The sequence below is a fragment of the Streptomyces sp. Ru62 genome (assembly GCF_002920615.1).
Lineage (GTDB): Bacteria > Actinomycetota > Actinomycetes > Streptomycetales > Streptomycetaceae > Streptomyces.
In genome coordinates, this window is record NZ_PQSU01000057.1 from 23,464 (window position 1) to 39,232 (window position 15,769).

A 15,769-nucleotide genomic window follows, 5' to 3' on the forward strand; every position below is an offset into this window, starting at 1 on the left:
GCCTCCAACGGGTCGGGCGGGGTCAGGCGGCGCGCGAGCGGCGCCGGGGGGTCATCGCCAGCCGCGGCTGCGCGGCGACGACGTCGAACTGGCGGGTGGTGCGGGGAACCCGGCCGAAGAGGCTGTCGGGCCCGGCGACGCACAGGCGACGGACGCCGGCGTCCTTGAGGGCCGTGGTGACGCTCGGCCAGTTCATCGGGTGGTCGAAGCCGTCGAGCAGCATGGTGCGCAGTTCCTCGCCGGTGTGCAGCAGCCTGCCGTCCTGATCGGCTACGACGGGCAGCTTCGGGTCGGCGAAGGTGTACCGGGACACCACCTCGCGCGCGGCCTTGTCGCGCAGCGAGCGGAACGCCGAGGCGTGCATGGGGGGCCGCATGGTGTACAGCGGGAGGCTGCCGATGGCGCGCAGCCGCTCCTGCATCCACTCCACGCGGCGCTCGGACAGGGAGACCATGTAGAAGCCGTCGTCGACGTGGCAGGAGATCTCGTGCCACTCCCCCGCCGCGTCGAGGTCGGCGAGGATCGCGTCGAGTCCGTCGCGGGGGGCTCGGACGAAGGACAGGGTGACCTTGTCCCGGTGCTCCTCGGCGAAGTACTCCTCCAGGCAACGGGCGATCTCGGCGGTCAGCCGGACCGCGTCGGGCAGCTCCAGGGCGCCGGTCCAGGCGAGGGCGGCCTTCTCGCCGAAGCTGGGCCCGGCGACGATGTCGGGTTCCACGCCGAGGTGGTCCCGGGCCCAGTGGGCGCAGGCCAGGCAGTTGACGAAGAAGGCGACCTGGGCGGCCTCGGAGTAGTCGCCCGGTGAGGTCCGGAGGGCGTCCACGAGGGAGTAGCCGAGCGCTTCGTCGGCGACGGCGACCAGGTCCCGGGCGAAGGGGTTGGCCACCATGAACCTGCCGACCTCGGCGAACGGGACGGGGCCCATGCCGGGGAAGACGAGCGCGGTGTCGTGTGCCATGGCGGGATCCCCGCCCCCTTTCACGGACTCGTGGCTGTCGGAGCTGTGCGGGCTGTCGTGGACGTCGCAGGCTCTCGCGGACGTTCGGTGGCTCTTGTGGACGTCAGAGGTTCTTGAGGACGTCAGAGACTCTTGAGGAAGTCGGTCAGCACCGCGAAGAACCGTTCCGGTTCCTCCAGGTGCGGAAGGTGGCTGGACTCCTCGAAGATCTCCCAGCGCGCTCCGGGGATCTCGTCGTGGTACGGCTGGACGACGGCCGGCGTGGCCTCGTCGTGGCGGCCGCTGATCAGCAGGGTCGGCGTGCGGACGCGGTGCAGGTCTTCGACGATCGACCAGTCCTTGAGCGAGCCGATGACATGGAACTCGTTGGGCCCGTTCATGGCGTAGTAGACCGTCGGGTCGTTGTAGATCTCCATGAAGGAGGACAGGAAGTCCCGGGGCCAGGGCGTCACACGGCACACGTGGCGGTCGTAGAAGACCCGCATCGCGGCCAGGTACTCCTCGCTGTCGTAGCTGCCGGCGGCCTCGTGCCGCAGCAGCGCCTCCTGTACGTCCGGCGGCAGCTCGGCGCGCAGCCGGGCCATCTCCCGGAGCCAGATCGGGTAGGAGGCGGGCGCGTTGGCGATGACCAGTCCGCGCAGACCGGCCGGGGCCGTCATGGCATGCCGGGCGCACAGGGGTCCGCCCCAGGACTGGCCGAACAGCACGTAGTCGTCGGCGATGCCCAACTTCTCGACCAGGTTGGCGAGTTCCTTCTCGAACAGCTCGACGGTCCAGAACTCGGTGCCCTTGTCGGGCAGATGGGTGGAACCACCGTTGCCGAGCTGGTCGTAGTGGACGACGGGCCAGCCGTCCTCGGCGAGCCGGGCCAGCGGCAGCAGGTAGTCGTGGGTGCTGCCCGGGCCGCCGTGCACGGCCACGACCGCCGGCCGTCCCGCGCCGAGTTCACCGGTCACCCGGTACCAGGTCCGGTACTCCCCGAAGGGGACGGTGCCCTTCGCGCTGGGATCCGGGGACACGCTGATCACCTCTGCTCGGCTGCGGGACGCGGCGGCCGGGGACGGGACGCCGGCCGGGACCGGGAGAGCCGGGGCGGCGGGGATCCGTGTCCCCGTCCGGTCCACCGTGCCTCTGCCCGTGTTCCGCAGCCGACGCTAACCGCCGCCGAGCCGCCGCCGGACCCCTAACCGCCCCTAGGCGGGGTCCGACCGGGAGGGCAGCGCCTAGGGGTCGGCGGGCGGTGGGACGGCGGCCCGGCCGCGCACCACGGCGGGCTCCGAAGAACCGGATCACACGTCTCCACGCGACCTCATGACGGGGGACGCGGACAGTCGGAGAACCCGGCCCGGTCGCCGAACCGACGGCATCACCCGTCGAGGCCACCGCTCACCGGGCGGCCGGCGGTGCGTGGTGGCCCGGTCGCCGATGCGGTGGCACGGCCGCGGACAGCGGTGTCTCCTAGGTCCTGTCGTCAAACTCCCGTCGTCCGCCCGGAGGGCGGGCCGTGCGGCGTCAGGTGCGTGCTCTCGCCGTGCCGGCCACAGGCCCTCGTACTGGGCGTACTCGGGTCTGGGGCCGGTGCGGCGAGAGTGCGTGCATGGCGTCGCGCGGCAGACGGGAGTTTGACGACAGGGCCTAGGGGCGCCTAGGGGTTGGGGCCCCGGTCGTGGCTGCTTAGCGTGCGAGGGGCGGCTGACAGCGCCGCACCGGCGCCGGGCCCGGATCCGCTCCGACACCGGCGTGTCCCGCTCCCTCCGTGCGATGAGGACATGATGACTGCACCTGCCGAACCGGCCGACGGGGCCGCGCTGCCGGAGTTCCCGATGCGGCGGGCCTGCCCCTTCAGCCCGCCGGCCGCCTACGCCGAACTGCGCGAGACCGAGCCGGTCTCCCGGGCCCGGCTGAAGGTCAACGGCAAGCCCGCCTGGTTGATCACCCGCCACGACCTGTACAAGAAGCTGCTGGGGGACTCCCGGGTCAGCGCCAATCTGAAGCTGCCCGGATATCCCCTCCAGGTGCCGGTCCCGGAGGAGACGCTCCAGTCGGTGCCGCTGACCTTCCTCTCCATGGACCCGCCGGACCACACCGTCCAACGCCGCATGCTGGCCCCGGAGTTCAGTGTCCGCCGGATGCGTGAGCTGCGCGGCCGGGTGCAGCAGATCGTGGACGAGCAGGTCGACCACATGCTCGCCAAGGGCGCGGACGGTCCGGTGGACCTGGTCACCGCGCTCGCGCTGCCGGTGCCCTCCCTCGTCATCTGCGAACTGCTCGGCGTCCCCTACGAGGACCACGGCCGGTTCGAGGAGTGGGCGTGGGCCATCATGAACCACGACATCAGCGACGAGGACCGGGGCCGCGCGCACTACGAGCTGGACCGGTACGTGGACGGGCTGGTCACCGCCAAGGAGAGCGAGCCCGGCGACGACATGATCAGCCGGCTGATCGAGTTCAACCGGCAGACGCCGGCGGTGGAGCACTCCGACATCGTCAGCATGTCCAAGCTGATGCTGGTCACCGGGCACGAGACCACCGCCAACATGATCGCGCTGGGCATGCTGGCCCTGCTGGAGCACCCCGAGCAGCTCGCCGCCCTCCGCGAGGAGCCCGAGCTGATGCCGAAGGCGGTGGAGGAGCTGCTGCGCTTCTTCTCCATCTCCGACGCGGGCACCGCCCGGGTCGCCCTGGAGGACATCGAGCTCGGCGGGGTCACCATCCGGGCCGGCGAGGGCATCCTGCCGCTGAACAACGCGGCCAACCACGACGAGCGCGTGTTCCCCGACCCCGACCGCCTCGACGTGCGGCGCGAGGCCCGCAGCCACCTGGCGTTCGGCTACGGCGTCCACCAGTGCATCGGCCAGAACCTGGCGCGCATGGAGCTGGACGTCGTCTACTCGACGCTGCTGCGGCGCGTGCCGACGCTGCGCCTGGCCGCCCCGGTGGAGGAGCTGCGGTTCAAGGACGACGCGATCGTCTACGGCCTGTACGAGCTGCCCGTCACCTGGTGACACCGCGACCCCGCCCCCGTACCCCGCTTCCGTCACCGACACGTTCCGAAAGGCAGCCATGACCCAGTCCGCCGACGCCGTACCCGAGACGGACGCGCCGCTCCCGCGGTTCCCGATGCGGCGCACCTGTCCCTTCAGCGAGCCGCAGGAGTACGCCGGGATGCGTGCGAACGCCCCTGTCTCGCGTGCCGCGCTGAAGGTGAACGGCAAGCCGACCTGGCTGGTCACCCGGCACGAGGACGTCCGGCAGGTGCTGGGCGACAGCAGGGTGAGCTCCAACCTGAAACTGCCGGGCTACCCGCACCAGTTCCACATCCCCGAGGAGATGCTGGCGCAGGTCCGGCTGATGATGCTCAACATGGACCCGCCGGAGCACAGCGCCCAACGTCGCATGCTCATCCCGGAGTTCACCGCGCGGCGGGTGAAGGAGATGCGACCGCGCATCCAGCAGATCGTGGACGAGCACGTCGACGCGATGCTGGCGAAGGGCGGTCCGGTGGACCTGGTCACCGCGCTCGCGCTGCCGGTGCCGTCCCTCGTCATCTGCGAACTGCTCGGCGTCCCCTACGAGGACCACGCCCAGTTCGAGGAGTGGTCGGCGGCGATGATGAACCACGATCTGAGCCCGGCGGAGTACGGGGCGGCGGTGCAGGCCCTGGACATGTACCTCGACAAGCTCGTCACCCTCAAGGAGAACGAGCCGGGCGACGACCTCATCAGCCGGTTCCTGGAGAAGAACCGCACCGAGCGGGTCGCCGACCACGCCGACGTGGTGACGATGGCCCGGCTGATGCTGGTCGGCGGCCATGAGACGACGGCGAACATGATCGCCCTCGGTGTGCTGGCCCTGCTCCGGCACCCCGAGCAGATGGCGGCGTTGCGGGACGACCCCGCGCTCCTGCCGAACGCCATCGAGGAGTTGCTGCGCGTCTTCTCCATCTCCGACTCCGGCACGGCGCGGGTGGCGGTGGCGGACATCGAGGTCGGCGGCGTCACCATCCGCGCCGGCGAGGGCATCCTCGCCCTGAACAACGCCGCCAACCACGACGAGTCCGTCTTCCCCGACCCGGGCGCCCTCGACATACGACGCAAGGAGGCCCGCAGCCACCTGGCCTTCGGTTACGGCATCCACCAGTGCATCGGAGCCAACCTGGCCCGGGTGGAGCTGGAGACCGTCTACGGCACGCTGCTGCGCCGCGTCCCCGGCCTGCGGCTGGCGGCCGAGCCGGACGAGCTGCGCTTCAAGGACGACGCCATGGTCTACGGCGTCTACGAACTCCCCGTCACCTGGTGACGGCCGACCCGAACGGAGTCCCCCTCATGCGTGTCACCGCCGACCGCGACCGGTGCGTGGGCTCCGGCCAGTGCGCGATGCTCAGCCCCGAGGTGTTCGACCAGGACGACGACGGTCTCGTCCTCGTCCTGCGGGAGGTCCCGGGCGCGGATCTGACCGAGGAGGTCCACCGGGCGGCCGACCTGTGCCCGGCGCAGTCGATCCGCGTGCACGACTGAACGTCCGCCGGCCGCCGGTACGACCGTGGGCCTCGGAGGTGGCTGTCACCTCCGAGGCCCACGTCGTACCGGCGGCCGCTCGTTCACGGAAGGGGCCGGGGCCCCGCCAGGGTCTCGGCCTGGTCGAGGAAGCGGGGCAGCCACTCCTCGTAGGAGACGCCCGCCAGGAACCCCAGTGCCGCCTCCGCGTCCTTGCCGACCACCGTGTGCAGCGGGGTGCCGGGATCGTCGGCGGCGGCGACGACGGCCTCGGCCGCCTCCGCGCAGTCGGCGGCGCCCTCCGCGACGCGGGCGAGGAACCGGGCCAGCCAGGCGTGGTCCGCGCGGTACGGGTCGGCCCCGGACGGCTCCCCGTCGGTCACGCCGGCGACGGACCTGCCCTGGATGCGGGAGGCGAAGCTGCCCGGTTCCAGGCACACCACCCGGATGCCGAAGGGCCGGACCTCCGCGTACAGGGCCTCGCTGAGCGCGCCCAGGGCGGCCTTGCTCGCCGCGTACAAGCCGCCGTGCGGCACGGCGAACGTCCGCCCGGCGAGGGACGAGACGTTCACGATGACTCCGCTGCCACGGGCGCGCATGCCGGGCAGCACGGCGCGGGACACGCGCAGCGGGCCCCAGAGGTTGGTCTCCATCAGTGCCCGCGCCTGGTCGAGCGGCATGGTCTCGACGGGGCCGGTCCGGTCGATGCCCGCGTTGTTGACCAGCACGTCGACGGGTCCGTACCGGTCCTGCACCGCGCTGACGGCGGCGGTGACGGAGGCGTCGTCGGTGACGTCCAGCCGGGGGACGTCGAGGGGGAGGTCCTCGGCGCGGGCGCGCCGGAGCAGTTCGCCGGCGCCGGCAGGGTCGCGGACGCAGGCGTGGACGCGGTCCCCGCGCCGTGCGAACGCCAGCGCCGTCTCCAGGCCGATGCCGCTGCTGCACCCGGTGATCAGGACCGACGTCACGACCGCACCGCCCACTTCACCAGCAGGCCCAGGACGTCCTGGGCGTGCGCCGTCAGGTAGAAGTGGCCGCCCGGGAACACGTGGAACTCGGATTCCGTGTCCGTGTGGCGCGACCAGGCGCGGGCCTCGTCCACGGTGACCTTGGGGTCGTCGTCGCCGACCAGGCTGACGACGGGGCAGGCCAGGTTGGGGCCGGGTTCGTAGCTGTAGGTCTCGGCCGCCCGGTAGTCGGCGCGGATCGCCGGCAGGGCCATGCGGATCAGTTCCTCGTCGTCGAGGATGGACGCGTCCGTGCCGCTCAACTGACGCATCTCCTCGACGAGTCCGTCATCGTCGCGCAGGTGCACCGTCTCGTCGCGCGGGCAGGAGGGGGCCCGGCGGGCGGAGGCGAACAGCGCGCGCGGGACGACGCCGTGGTCGCGTTCCAGCCGGCGGGCGACCTCGAAGCCGAGGGTGGCGCCCATGCTGTGGCCGAAGAGGACCAGGGGGCGGTCCGCCCACGGCAGCAGGACGGCGGTGACCTGGTCGGCGAGTTCACGGATGCTCGTGACGCACGGCTCGTTGCGGCGGTCCTGGCGCCCCGGGTACTGCACGGCGAGGACGTCCACGGAGGCGGGCATGCTCGCCGACACCGGGTGGTAGAAGGTCGCCGAGCCGCCGGCGTGCGGCAGGCACACCAGCCTGGCCGCCGCGTCCGGGCGGGGATGGTAGCGGCGGATCCAGAGACTGTCCTGCTCGGTGAGCGTGGTCATGGGGGCGGGCGTTCCCTTCCTGGGCTGCGGCGCTGGCGCGGGGGCGGTGCCCCAGCAGTCTCACGCCCGGGGCGGGGGCGGACCACCCCTACCCGCCCCAACCGGCCTGCTCAGGCGTTGAGGTAGGCCAGCACGGCAAGCACCCGGCGGTTGCTGTCGCTCGACGGCGGCAGCATCAGCTTGGTGAAGATGTTGGAGATGTGCTTCGCCGCGGCGCCCTCGGTGATGGTGAGCCGCTGGGCGATCGCCGTGTTCGAGCAGCCCTCCGCCATCAGCTCCAGCACCTCGCGCTCGCGGGCGGTGAGCGCGGCCAGCGGCTCGTCCCGGGAGTGACTGGTCATGAGCTGGGCGACCACGGCGGTGTCCATCGCCGTGCCGCCGGCCGCGACCCGGCGTACGGCGTCGATGAACTGCTCGTCGTCCAGCACGCTGTCCTTCAGCAGATAGCCGATGCCGCCGGTGCCGTCGGCCAGCAGTTCGCGCGCGTACATCTGCTCGACGTGCTGGGAGAGGACGAGGATCGGCAGGCCGGGCTGCTCCCGGCGGGCGCGCAGGGCGGCCTGGAGGCCCTCGGTGGTGAAGGTGGGCGGGAGCCGTACGTCGACGATGGCGATGTCGGGCCGGTGCTCGGTGATCGCGGCGGCGAGGTCCGTGCCGTTGTCGACGGCGGCGACCACCTCGAAGTCGTACGCCTCCAGCAGTTGGATGATCCCCTGCCTCAGGAGGAAGAGGTCTTCGGCGAGGACAACGCGCACGGCAACTCCATCTTCATCACGGTCGGACCGCCCGGTGGACTGTCGATCTCCAGGACCCCGTCAAAGGATGCCAGCCGCCGTCGGATGCCCGCGAGGCCGCTCCCGGCCGACGCGTCGGCGCCGCCGCGGCCGTCGTCGGTGACCCGGGTGTGCAGCATGCCCTCCTCGCACCAGGCGACGACCTCCACGCGCCGCGCGTCGGCGTGCTTGAGGGCGTTGGTGAGCAGCTCGGACACCGCGAAGTACACGGCGGACTCGACCGGGTCGGGCAGCCGGCCGGGCAGGTCCGCCACCACGGTGACGTGGAGGGGGCTGGCCAGGCCCAGGGCGCGCAGGGCGTCGGGCAGGCCCCGCTCGGCGAGGACCGGCGGGTGGATGCCGTGGACGAGGTCGCGCAGTTCGCGCAGCGCCTCCACCGACGAGGAGCGGGCCTGCCGCAGCAGCCGCCGGGCCTCCTCCGGGTCCTGGTTCATCTTCCGGTCCACGGCTCCGAGTTGGAGGCCGAGGCTGACGAGCCGGGCCTGGGCTCCGTCGTGCAGGTCGCGTTCGATGCGGCGCAGTTCGGCGGCCTGGATGTCGAGGGCGCCGGACCGGGTCTCGGACAAGTGCTGGACGCGTGAGGCCAGTTGTGACTGACGGGTGGGACCGAGCAGGAAGCGGACGAAGTAGGCGTACCCCTTGAGCGCCAGGGGGCCGAGGAAGGTCCAGCCGGTGAGCACGACGAGCGCCAGCAGGGCCGCGGCGAGCGCGGCCGGCCAGCTGTCGACGGTGACGAAGGAGTACCAGCGGCCGTGTCCGTCGTCCGCGAGGGGCTGCCACAGGCCGCAGGCGAGGACCAGTCCCTCCCCCGCGTAGTACAGCAGCGCGGCCGGGACGAAGCCGACGAGGCCGACGACGCAGTTGAGGAGCAGCCACAGCAGGTCCCGCCAGGTCGCGGGGTCGGCGAGGATCCACTTGCAGCGCCGCATCCAGCCGACGATGTCCTTCTCGATCTCCTCCGGTTCGGGCCGGTAGGGCCGCGCCACCGGAACGCCGGAGCGCGCGGCGGCCCGCCGGTTGAGGTCGCACAGCCATCGCACGGCCCGGGTGAGATAGGGCAGCGCGAGGAAGCCGATGCCGATGAGGCAGAGGACGATGAAGTAGGTTGTGGTGACGAAGAGGACGACCGACAGCAGCGCTCCGGAGGCGATGGCCACGCCGACCAGGGTGTCCACGGTGGCGCGGCCGAGTCGGCCGCGCCACGTGACCGGCACAGTCTTCATGTCGTCATGTTCCCATTCCCGGCCGCCTGTCACGGAGGGGCCGCCCCCGCTCGGGGGAAGCGGGGACGGCCCGGCCAGGGGGTGACTCACGCGGCCTTCACCGTCTCCACGGCGGGGCTGCGCATGCCGCGCCAGGACGGCAGCAGCGTGGCGCCGAACACCAGCAGCAGCGATCCGCCGACGATGGCGAGGTAGATGCCGATGGATCCGGACGGCAGGTAGGAGTCGCTCTTGACGAGGCTGTAGGGGACGATGGTCGTCGCGGAGGCGGCGGTGCCGAGGACGGTGGCGACGACGCCGGTCAACAGGCCCTCGACGGTCAGCATGCCGAGCACCTGGGCGCGGGTCGCGCCGGTGAGCCGCTGGAGGCCGAACTCCGCGCGCCGTTTCCGGGTGACGGACACCAGGGTGTTGACGACGGTGATCGCGGCGTATCCGACGATCATGGCGACGATGGTGTAGTTGGCGGAGACCAGGATCTGCTGGATCTGGTTGTTCCGGCCGGCCAGCGAGGAGCTGTCGTCCAGTTCGGTGCCGGGCACCTCGGCGGCCAGCGCGGCGAGGCGTTCGTGGACGCCGGCGCCGGTGCCGCGCGCGGTGCGGACGAGGATCTGGTGCGGCAGCCCGTCACCGGTGTGCGGGGCGAGGGTGGCCGCGGGCAGGGTCAGGTACTCCTGCTTGGGGTTGTCGGTGTAGAGGGCCACGACGGTGGGGCGTACGGCGGTGCCGTCCCCGAGGTGCATCGGCAGCCGCTCGCCCACCTTCACCCCGTACTCCCGGGCCTTCTTGTCGGACAGGGCCACGGTGTCGCCGCGCAGGCCGGTGAGGGAGCCGGCGACGACGGGCAGGTCCAGGCTCTGCCGCACGCCGTCGGCGGAGACCCCGCGCAGGTCGACCTGGTCCGGGCCGCCGGCGCGGTCCACGAAACCGCGGCTGGTGACGAACTCCGAGGCCGCGGCCACCCCCGGCGTGGCACGCACCCGGTCGACGACACCGGGTGCGAATCCGCCCGTGGTGGAGTCGAGGACGTAGTCGGCGAGGATGTTGCGGTCGTAGGAGGTCCGGGAGACGTGGTCCTCGGTGGACTGCATGTACAGGGTGCCGGTGGCGATGCCGATGAGCAGGACGATCGGCGCGACCGCACCCGCCATGCGGACGTTGGCGGTGGCGGCGTTGCGCAGCGCGAGCTGACCGGAGAGCCCGGAAAGGGCCCGGACCGGCAGGCGGAGCAGCGCCACCATGACCTTGGTGATGCCGGGGGCGAGCAGGGCGAGACCGATGCAGAACAGCACGGAGGCGGGTCCGGCGGTGCTGGCGAGGGTGGGGCCGTCCTCCATGACGGTGGCGGTGGCGACGGCCAGGCCGATGCCGCCTGCGAGGAAGAACAGTGCGAGCAGCAGCCGGGGCACGCTGAACCAGCGGGTGCCGGCGGTGGATTCGGCCAGCGCGGCAACCGGTTCGGTGCGGGCGGCGCGCCGTCCGGCGAAGCGGGTGGCGCCGGCCGCGGCGAGCACGGTGACGACGGCTCCGACGGCCATCGGGATCCATCCGGCGTGGTAGACGATCGCCGACGACACCACGCCGCTGGATGTCAGCACCCCGAACAGCAGCCGTCCGATGGCGTATCCGGGCAGCAGGGCGAGCAGGACGGAGCCCACGGACAGCACGGCCGTCTCGGTGAGGATCATGCGGCGGAGCTGGTGCGGGGTGGAGCCGACGGCGCGCAGCAGGGCCATCTCGCGGGCGCGCTGCTGGAGGGAGAGGCCGAGGGTGGAGGCCACGCCGAACATGACGATGAGGACGACGGAGGAGCCGAAGACCGCCGCGAGGATGACGACGGTGCGCTTGCTGGAGAGGGTGCCGGGCAGTTCGGCCAGTCCCCGGCGTTCGCCGGTCAGCACCTCGGCGCGGTCGCCGACCTCGGCGCGCACCGCGTCCGCGACCGCGGCGGTCCGTGTGCCGGGGGCGGGCAGCACGCCGATGGAGTCGATCCGGCCACCGGCGAGGGTGCGGGCCTCGTCGTCCGTGAAGAACACGGCGGCGTCGGGGTTGTGGTCGCCGCGCTGCTCGGCGACGCCGCTGACCACGAAGCGCCGGGCCGTGCCCTGGACGACGATGTCGACGGGGGACCCCGGGCGCGCGCCGACGCGCCGGGCGAGGTCCGCGTCGAGGACGACCTCGCCGCCGGCGACGGGGGTTTTACCGGCGGCGAGGGTATAGGGGGTGAGCCGGGCGGAGGCCCAGCCGTGGCCGTACGAGGCGGACTCGCCGGTGACCGGCTTGCCGTCCTTCAGGACGGTGGCCGGGACGGACACGTCGCCGACGGCCGCGCGGACGCCCTGGACCCGGGCGACCTCGCCGACGAGGCCGGGGTCGATGCGGTGGCGCTCGGTCAGGGCGGTGGAGTCGTAGATCTGTTCACCGGTGACGACGACCGGCGCGCCGTTCAGGCGCTGGGGCTCGGCCGCCATGCGGACGCCCGTCTCCATCAGGCCGCCGCAGCCGATGACGATCGCGGCGCCGAGGAACATGGCGAGGAAGGTCGCGATGAAGCTCGTCCTGCGGAACTTCAGGGTGCGCAGTGCCAGGCGCCACATCAGTACCGCCCTCCCGAGGGCTGCGCGGCGCCCTGCCGGTGGGTGTCGTCCTCCCAGGCGCCGAGCCGGGTCATCCGGGCGGCGACGGCGTCGGCCGTCGGCCGGAGCAGTTCGCCGGCGAAGGCGCCGTCGGCGAGGAAGACCACGCGGTCGGCGTAGGAGGCGGCCACCGGGTCGTGCGTGACCATGACCAGCGTCTGGCGGGCGGTGTCGACGGACTCGCGCAGCAGGCCGAGCACGGAGGCGGCGGTGCGGGTGTCGAGGGCGCCGGTGGGCTCGTCGGCGAAGACCACGGCGGGGCGGGTGACCAGGGCGCGGGCGATGGCGACGCGCTGCTGCTGGCCGCCGGAGAGCTGGGACGGCAGGTGGCCGAGCCGTTCGGCCAGGCCGACGCGCTGCACGACGGTGCGGATCAGGCTCCTGTCCGGCCGCTGTCCGGCCAGTTGCAGCGGCAGGGTGATGTTCTGCATGACCGTCAGCGCGGGCAGCAGGTTGAAGGACTGGAAGATGAAGCCGATCCGGTCGCGGCGCAGCTTGGTCAGCCGGGTGTCGTCCAGGCCGGCGAGGTCGGTGCCGCCGACGGTGACCGTGCCGGAGGTGGGCTGGACCAGTCCCGCGGCGCAGTGCAGGAACGTGCTCTTGCCCGATCCGGACGGTCCCATGACGGCGGTGAAGGTGCCGTCGGCGAAGCTCATGGTGAGCCCGCGGAGCGCGGCCACCTGGCTGTCTCCTCGGCCATAGGTCTTCGACACGGCGTCCAGCCGTACCGCCTCCGCCCGGCGGAGGTCGTGTGAAGTGTGCACGGGGGCTCCCCTACGAGATTTCGCTTCTCACGCGGTGTCTGCGGACCAGATTAGGAACGCCGGGCCCGCGGCACATTGGCATTGTCCGGCCGGTTCGAGGTAGAGGTTTCTCTACCTCCGGACCGGTAGGTTCCGACGGGTGTCCGCCACCTTTGTGCAGTGGTGTCATCACCCTTGTCCGAATATTTGACTCCCCTTCGAAAGGGCCGGTTGCCACCCGTGTCCCGGGGCTTGTCCGCGGGTACCGTCGAAACCGTCCGCAGAAATCCACGAAAGATGGGAAGTCCCATGGCCACGAGGCCTGACCACGAACTGACCGCACGGGTCCGGCCCGACGGATATCTGGAGCTGTTCTCCCGGCGCACCGGGAAGCGGCACCGATGCGGCCCACGCGGCACGACGATGTGGCTGGCGCTCCAGCGCAGCGGCTGGCAGCCGGAATCGGCCGCGGATGAAATCGGCCTGCAATTAGGTGTCGATCCGGACAGTATCCGATGCGATATCCACGCGTGGTTGGCGCATTTCCGCGAGGCCGGCGAGTGAAGAAGAATCGGGGCGCGGGCGGCTTTTCGGCCGCCCTCGCCCCTTCTCTTTCGACCGCCGCCGATTTCAGGACGCGGCGGCGGACCGCACCGCCGTGAGCCATGACTCGACCGCCTCGGCGGTGGCCTCCGCGCGGTCCTCCAGCATCGTGAAGTGCGTGCCGGGCACGTCGGCCGGCTCGTGCTCCGTGGGCCAGCTCGCCCGCCAGTCGTCCGCGCCGGTGGCGAAGGACTCCGTGGGCCGTACGAACAGCACGGGTGCCGTGAGGGCGCCGGGCAGGCAATGCTGGATCAGGTCGCTGTAGCGGCTCATGGCGGCGAGGCGGGCGGTCCCGAAGCCCCCGAGGGACGACTCCCGGTCCAGCATGCCGTCGAACATCTGCCGCCACAGGTCGTCCTTGCCGTCACCCCCGGGCAGATAGGTGTCCAGCAGCACCACGCCGGCGGCCGGCTGTCCGGCCTTCTCCATGATCTCGGCCGCCGCGTGGGCGAACTGGCCGCCGGAGGAGTAGCCGACGAGCACGTACGGCCGCCCGTCCGCGCAGGCCCGGCGGATGCCCTCGACGACCACCTCCACCACCGCGTCAACGGAACGCGGCAGCGCCTCTCCGGGGCCGAAGCCGGGCACCGCGGGCACCACGACGTCACGGCGGCCGTCGAAGTACCGGGCGAAGCGGGCGTACTGGTGGGCGCCGCCGAGCGCCATCGGTGACGGCAGGCAGACGAGCCGCGGGGCGGCGTCGCCGGTGGCCAGCCGCACCGGGTCGGCGACGGCACCGAGTTCGGCCAGGGAGGAGAAGCCGGGGAGGATGTCGGCCACGGTGCGCAGCAGGTCGATAGCCCGGTCCATCCGCCCGTCGGCCGCGGCGCGCCGTACCAGCCCGCTGACCGATTCGAGGTCACCGGCGCCGACCGGGCCGGGAGCGCCGCCCGCCAGGTGCCCGCGCAGCGCGGCGGCGAGGGCGGCCGGGGTGCGGTGGTCGAAGACGGCACCGGCCGGGAGGGTGCTGCCCAGGGCGGCGCCGAGGGCCGCGCGGAGTTCGGCCGCGGAGACGGAGTCCATGCCGATCTCCAGGAAGACGGCGTCGGGCTCGACGGCCTCCGGTCCCGGATGCCCGAGGATCGCCGCGGTCCGGGCCCGGATCACCTCGGTCAGCAGCGCCTCCTGCTCGGCCGGCGGGGCCCCGGCGAGCCGCTGCCCGAGCGGCTCGGCGTCCCTGGAGGCGACGGCCGGCGCGGGCTCGGCCGCCGGGAGGGCGGTGAGGGCCACGTCCGCGTTCAGCCAGTACCGCTCGTGCCGGAACGCGTAGGTGGGCAGGTCGGCGCGGGCCGTACCGGGGAAGAGAGCCGCCCAGTCGGGGGCGAGGCCGTCGGTGTACAGCCGGGCGAGCCCCGACATGAGGGCCACGGGCTCGCTGCCGTGGCGCCGGCCGAGGGCGACGAGGACGGCGCCGTCGGCGTCCGCGCACTCGCGGACGAGGCCGGTCAGCACGGCGTCCGGGCCGACTTCCACGAAGCGGCCGACGCCCGAGGCGGTGAGGGTCGCGACGGCGTCGGCGAACCGGACCGTCTCCCGCGCGTGCCGCACCCAGTGACCGGGGTCGCACACCTGCGCGCCGTCGGCGGGGCCGCCGGTGAGCGTGGACACCAGCGGGATGCGGGGCTGACGGAACGTCAGCTCTTCGGCCACCGTACGGAACTCGTCGAGCATGCCGTCCATCAGGGGCGAGTGGAAGGCGTGCGAGACGGCGAGCCGCTTGGTCTTCGCGAAGCCCTCGGCGGCGGCGAGCACCGCCGCCTCCTGCCCCGAAAGCACCACGGAGGACGGTCCGTTGACCGCGGCCAGCCCGACGCGGTCGTCCAGCAGCGGCCGTACCTGCTCCTCCGTGGCCTGTACGGCGACCATCGCGCCGCCCTCCGGCAGCGCCTGCATGAGCCGGCCGCGGGCGGCGACCAGGGCACAGGCGTCGTCCAGGTCGAGGACGCCGGCCACATGGGCGGCGGCGATCTCGCCGACGGAGTGCCCGGCCAGGACGTCGGGCCGCACACCGAAGGACTCCAGCAGCCGGAACAGGGCCACCTCGTAGGCGAACAGCGCCGTCTGCGCGTACCGCGTGCGGTGGACGGCGTCGGCGTCGTCACCGGCCAGCACCCCGGCGAGGTCCAGCCCGAGCCGGGCGTCGATCGCGTCGAAGGCGTCGGCGAACACCGGGTAGCGGGCGCGCAGTTCGAGGCCCATGCCGAGACGTTGGGCGCCCTGGCCGGTGAACAGGAACGCCGTACGGGTGCCGGTCCGCGCCCTGCCGGTGGCGGCCGTGGCTGCGGGGGTGCCGTCGGCGAGGGCGCGCAGTCCGGCCAGGAGCTGGTCCCGGTCGGTGCCGGTGACGGCCGCGCGGTGGTCGAAGGCGGTGCGCCGGGTGCCGAGGGCCCTGGCGACGGACGCCGGGTGCAGCCCGGGCCGCTCCGCCAGGAAGGCGTGCAGGCGCTCGGCCTGCGCGGGCAGGGCCGCTGCCGAGCGGGCGGACAGGGGCCATACGACCGCCGGGGCGTCCGGTTCGGCGTCCGCCGGGTCCTGCGCGGGCGCCTCCTCGATGATGGCGTGGGCGTTGGTGCCGCTGATACCGAAGGAGGACACA

The 15,769-nt window shown here is 72.7% G+C and carries 13 protein-coding genes; 4 read left to right on the forward strand and 9 right to left on the reverse strand.

The window, feature by feature from the left end; all coding sequences use genetic code 11:
• Window positions 1-22 precede the first annotated feature (22 nt).
• On the reverse strand, window positions 23-958 hold the full coding sequence (locus tag C3492_RS41810) for an ACP S-malonyltransferase (RefSeq protein WP_103817810.1): 936 nt from the start codon (window positions 956-958) through the stop codon (window positions 23-25).
• Between the two features lie 122 nt (window positions 959-1,080).
• Complete coding sequence (locus tag C3492_RS41815) at window positions 1,081-1,977, reverse strand: proline iminopeptidase-family hydrolase (RefSeq protein WP_103817822.1); 897 nt, start codon at window positions 1,975-1,977, stop codon at window positions 1,081-1,083.
• A 753-nt stretch (window positions 1,978-2,730) separates the two neighbouring features.
• Between C3492_RS41815 and C3492_RS41825 the strand changes: the two genes are divergently transcribed.
• Genes C3492_RS41825 through C3492_RS41835 form a run of 3 tightly spaced genes read left to right on the forward strand, consistent with a single transcriptional unit; the run spans window position 2,731 to window position 5,475 of the window.
• Complete coding sequence (locus C3492_RS41825) at window positions 2,731-3,963, forward strand: cytochrome P450 (RefSeq protein WP_181140842.1); 1,233 nt, start codon at window positions 2,731-2,733, stop codon at window positions 3,961-3,963.
• Between the two features lie 58 nt (window positions 3,964-4,021).
• A complete protein-coding gene (locus tag C3492_RS41830) occupies window positions 4,022-5,257 on the forward strand; it encodes a cytochrome P450 (protein ID WP_103817812.1) in 1,236 nt (411 codons plus the stop codon).
• A 26-nt stretch (window positions 5,258-5,283) separates the two neighbouring features.
• Window positions 5,284-5,475 carry a ferredoxin gene (locus C3492_RS41835; RefSeq protein ID WP_103817813.1) on the forward strand — a complete coding sequence of 64 codons (192 nt, stop codon included), beginning with the start codon at window positions 5,284-5,286 and terminating at the stop codon, window positions 5,473-5,475.
• 83 nt (window positions 5,476-5,558) lie between these two features.
• On the opposite strand, the gene C3492_RS41840 is transcribed toward C3492_RS41835, so the two are convergent.
• The 6 genes from C3492_RS41840 to C3492_RS41865 all read right to left on the reverse strand — a co-directional run bounded on the left by C3492_RS41840 (window position 5,559) and on the right by C3492_RS41865 (window position 12,591).
• On the reverse strand, window positions 5,559-6,422 hold the full coding sequence (locus C3492_RS41840; RefSeq protein ID WP_103817823.1) for an SDR family oxidoreductase: 864 nt from the start codon (window positions 6,420-6,422) through the stop codon (window positions 5,559-5,561).
• Window positions 6,419-7,174: a thioesterase II family protein gene (locus tag C3492_RS41845; RefSeq protein WP_103817814.1), complete on the reverse strand. Its 756-nt coding sequence runs from the start codon at window positions 7,172-7,174 to the stop codon at window positions 6,419-6,421. Before C3492_RS41845 ends, C3492_RS41840 begins: the two co-directional genes overlap by 4 nt.
• A 110-nt stretch (window positions 7,175-7,284) precedes the next feature.
• Window positions 7,285-7,929 (reverse strand): response regulator transcription factor, encoded by a 645-nt coding sequence (locus C3492_RS41850; RefSeq protein WP_103817815.1) that lies wholly within the window; start codon window positions 7,927-7,929, stop codon window positions 7,285-7,287.
• Window positions 7,893-9,191: a sensor histidine kinase gene (locus C3492_RS41855; protein ID WP_181140841.1), complete on the reverse strand. Its 1,299-nt coding sequence runs from the start codon at window positions 9,189-9,191 to the stop codon at window positions 7,893-7,895. The genes C3492_RS41850 and C3492_RS41855 overlap by 37 nt, the downstream gene beginning before the upstream one ends.
• An 86-nt stretch (window positions 9,192-9,277) precedes the next feature.
• On the reverse strand, window positions 9,278-11,788 hold the full coding sequence (locus C3492_RS41860; protein WP_103817817.1) for an FtsX-like permease family protein: 2,511 nt from the start codon (window positions 11,786-11,788) through the stop codon (window positions 9,278-9,280).
• Window positions 11,788-12,591: an ABC transporter ATP-binding protein gene (locus tag C3492_RS41865; protein ID WP_103817818.1), complete on the reverse strand. Its 804-nt coding sequence runs from the start codon at window positions 12,589-12,591 to the stop codon at window positions 11,788-11,790. Before C3492_RS41865 ends, C3492_RS41860 begins: the two co-directional genes overlap by 1 nt.
• Window positions 12,592-12,879: 288 nt before the next feature.
• On the opposite strand from C3492_RS41865, the gene C3492_RS41870 reads away from it, so the two are divergent.
• Window positions 12,880-13,134: a hypothetical protein gene (locus tag C3492_RS41870; protein ID WP_103817819.1), complete on the forward strand. Its 255-nt coding sequence runs from the start codon at window positions 12,880-12,882 to the stop codon at window positions 13,132-13,134.
• Between the two features lie 66 nt (window positions 13,135-13,200).
• On the opposite strand, the gene C3492_RS41875 is transcribed toward C3492_RS41870, so the two are convergent.
• Window positions 13,201-15,769: alpha/beta fold hydrolase (locus C3492_RS41875; RefSeq protein WP_103817820.1), on the reverse strand; the 2,569-nt coding region annotated here is incomplete at its 5' end.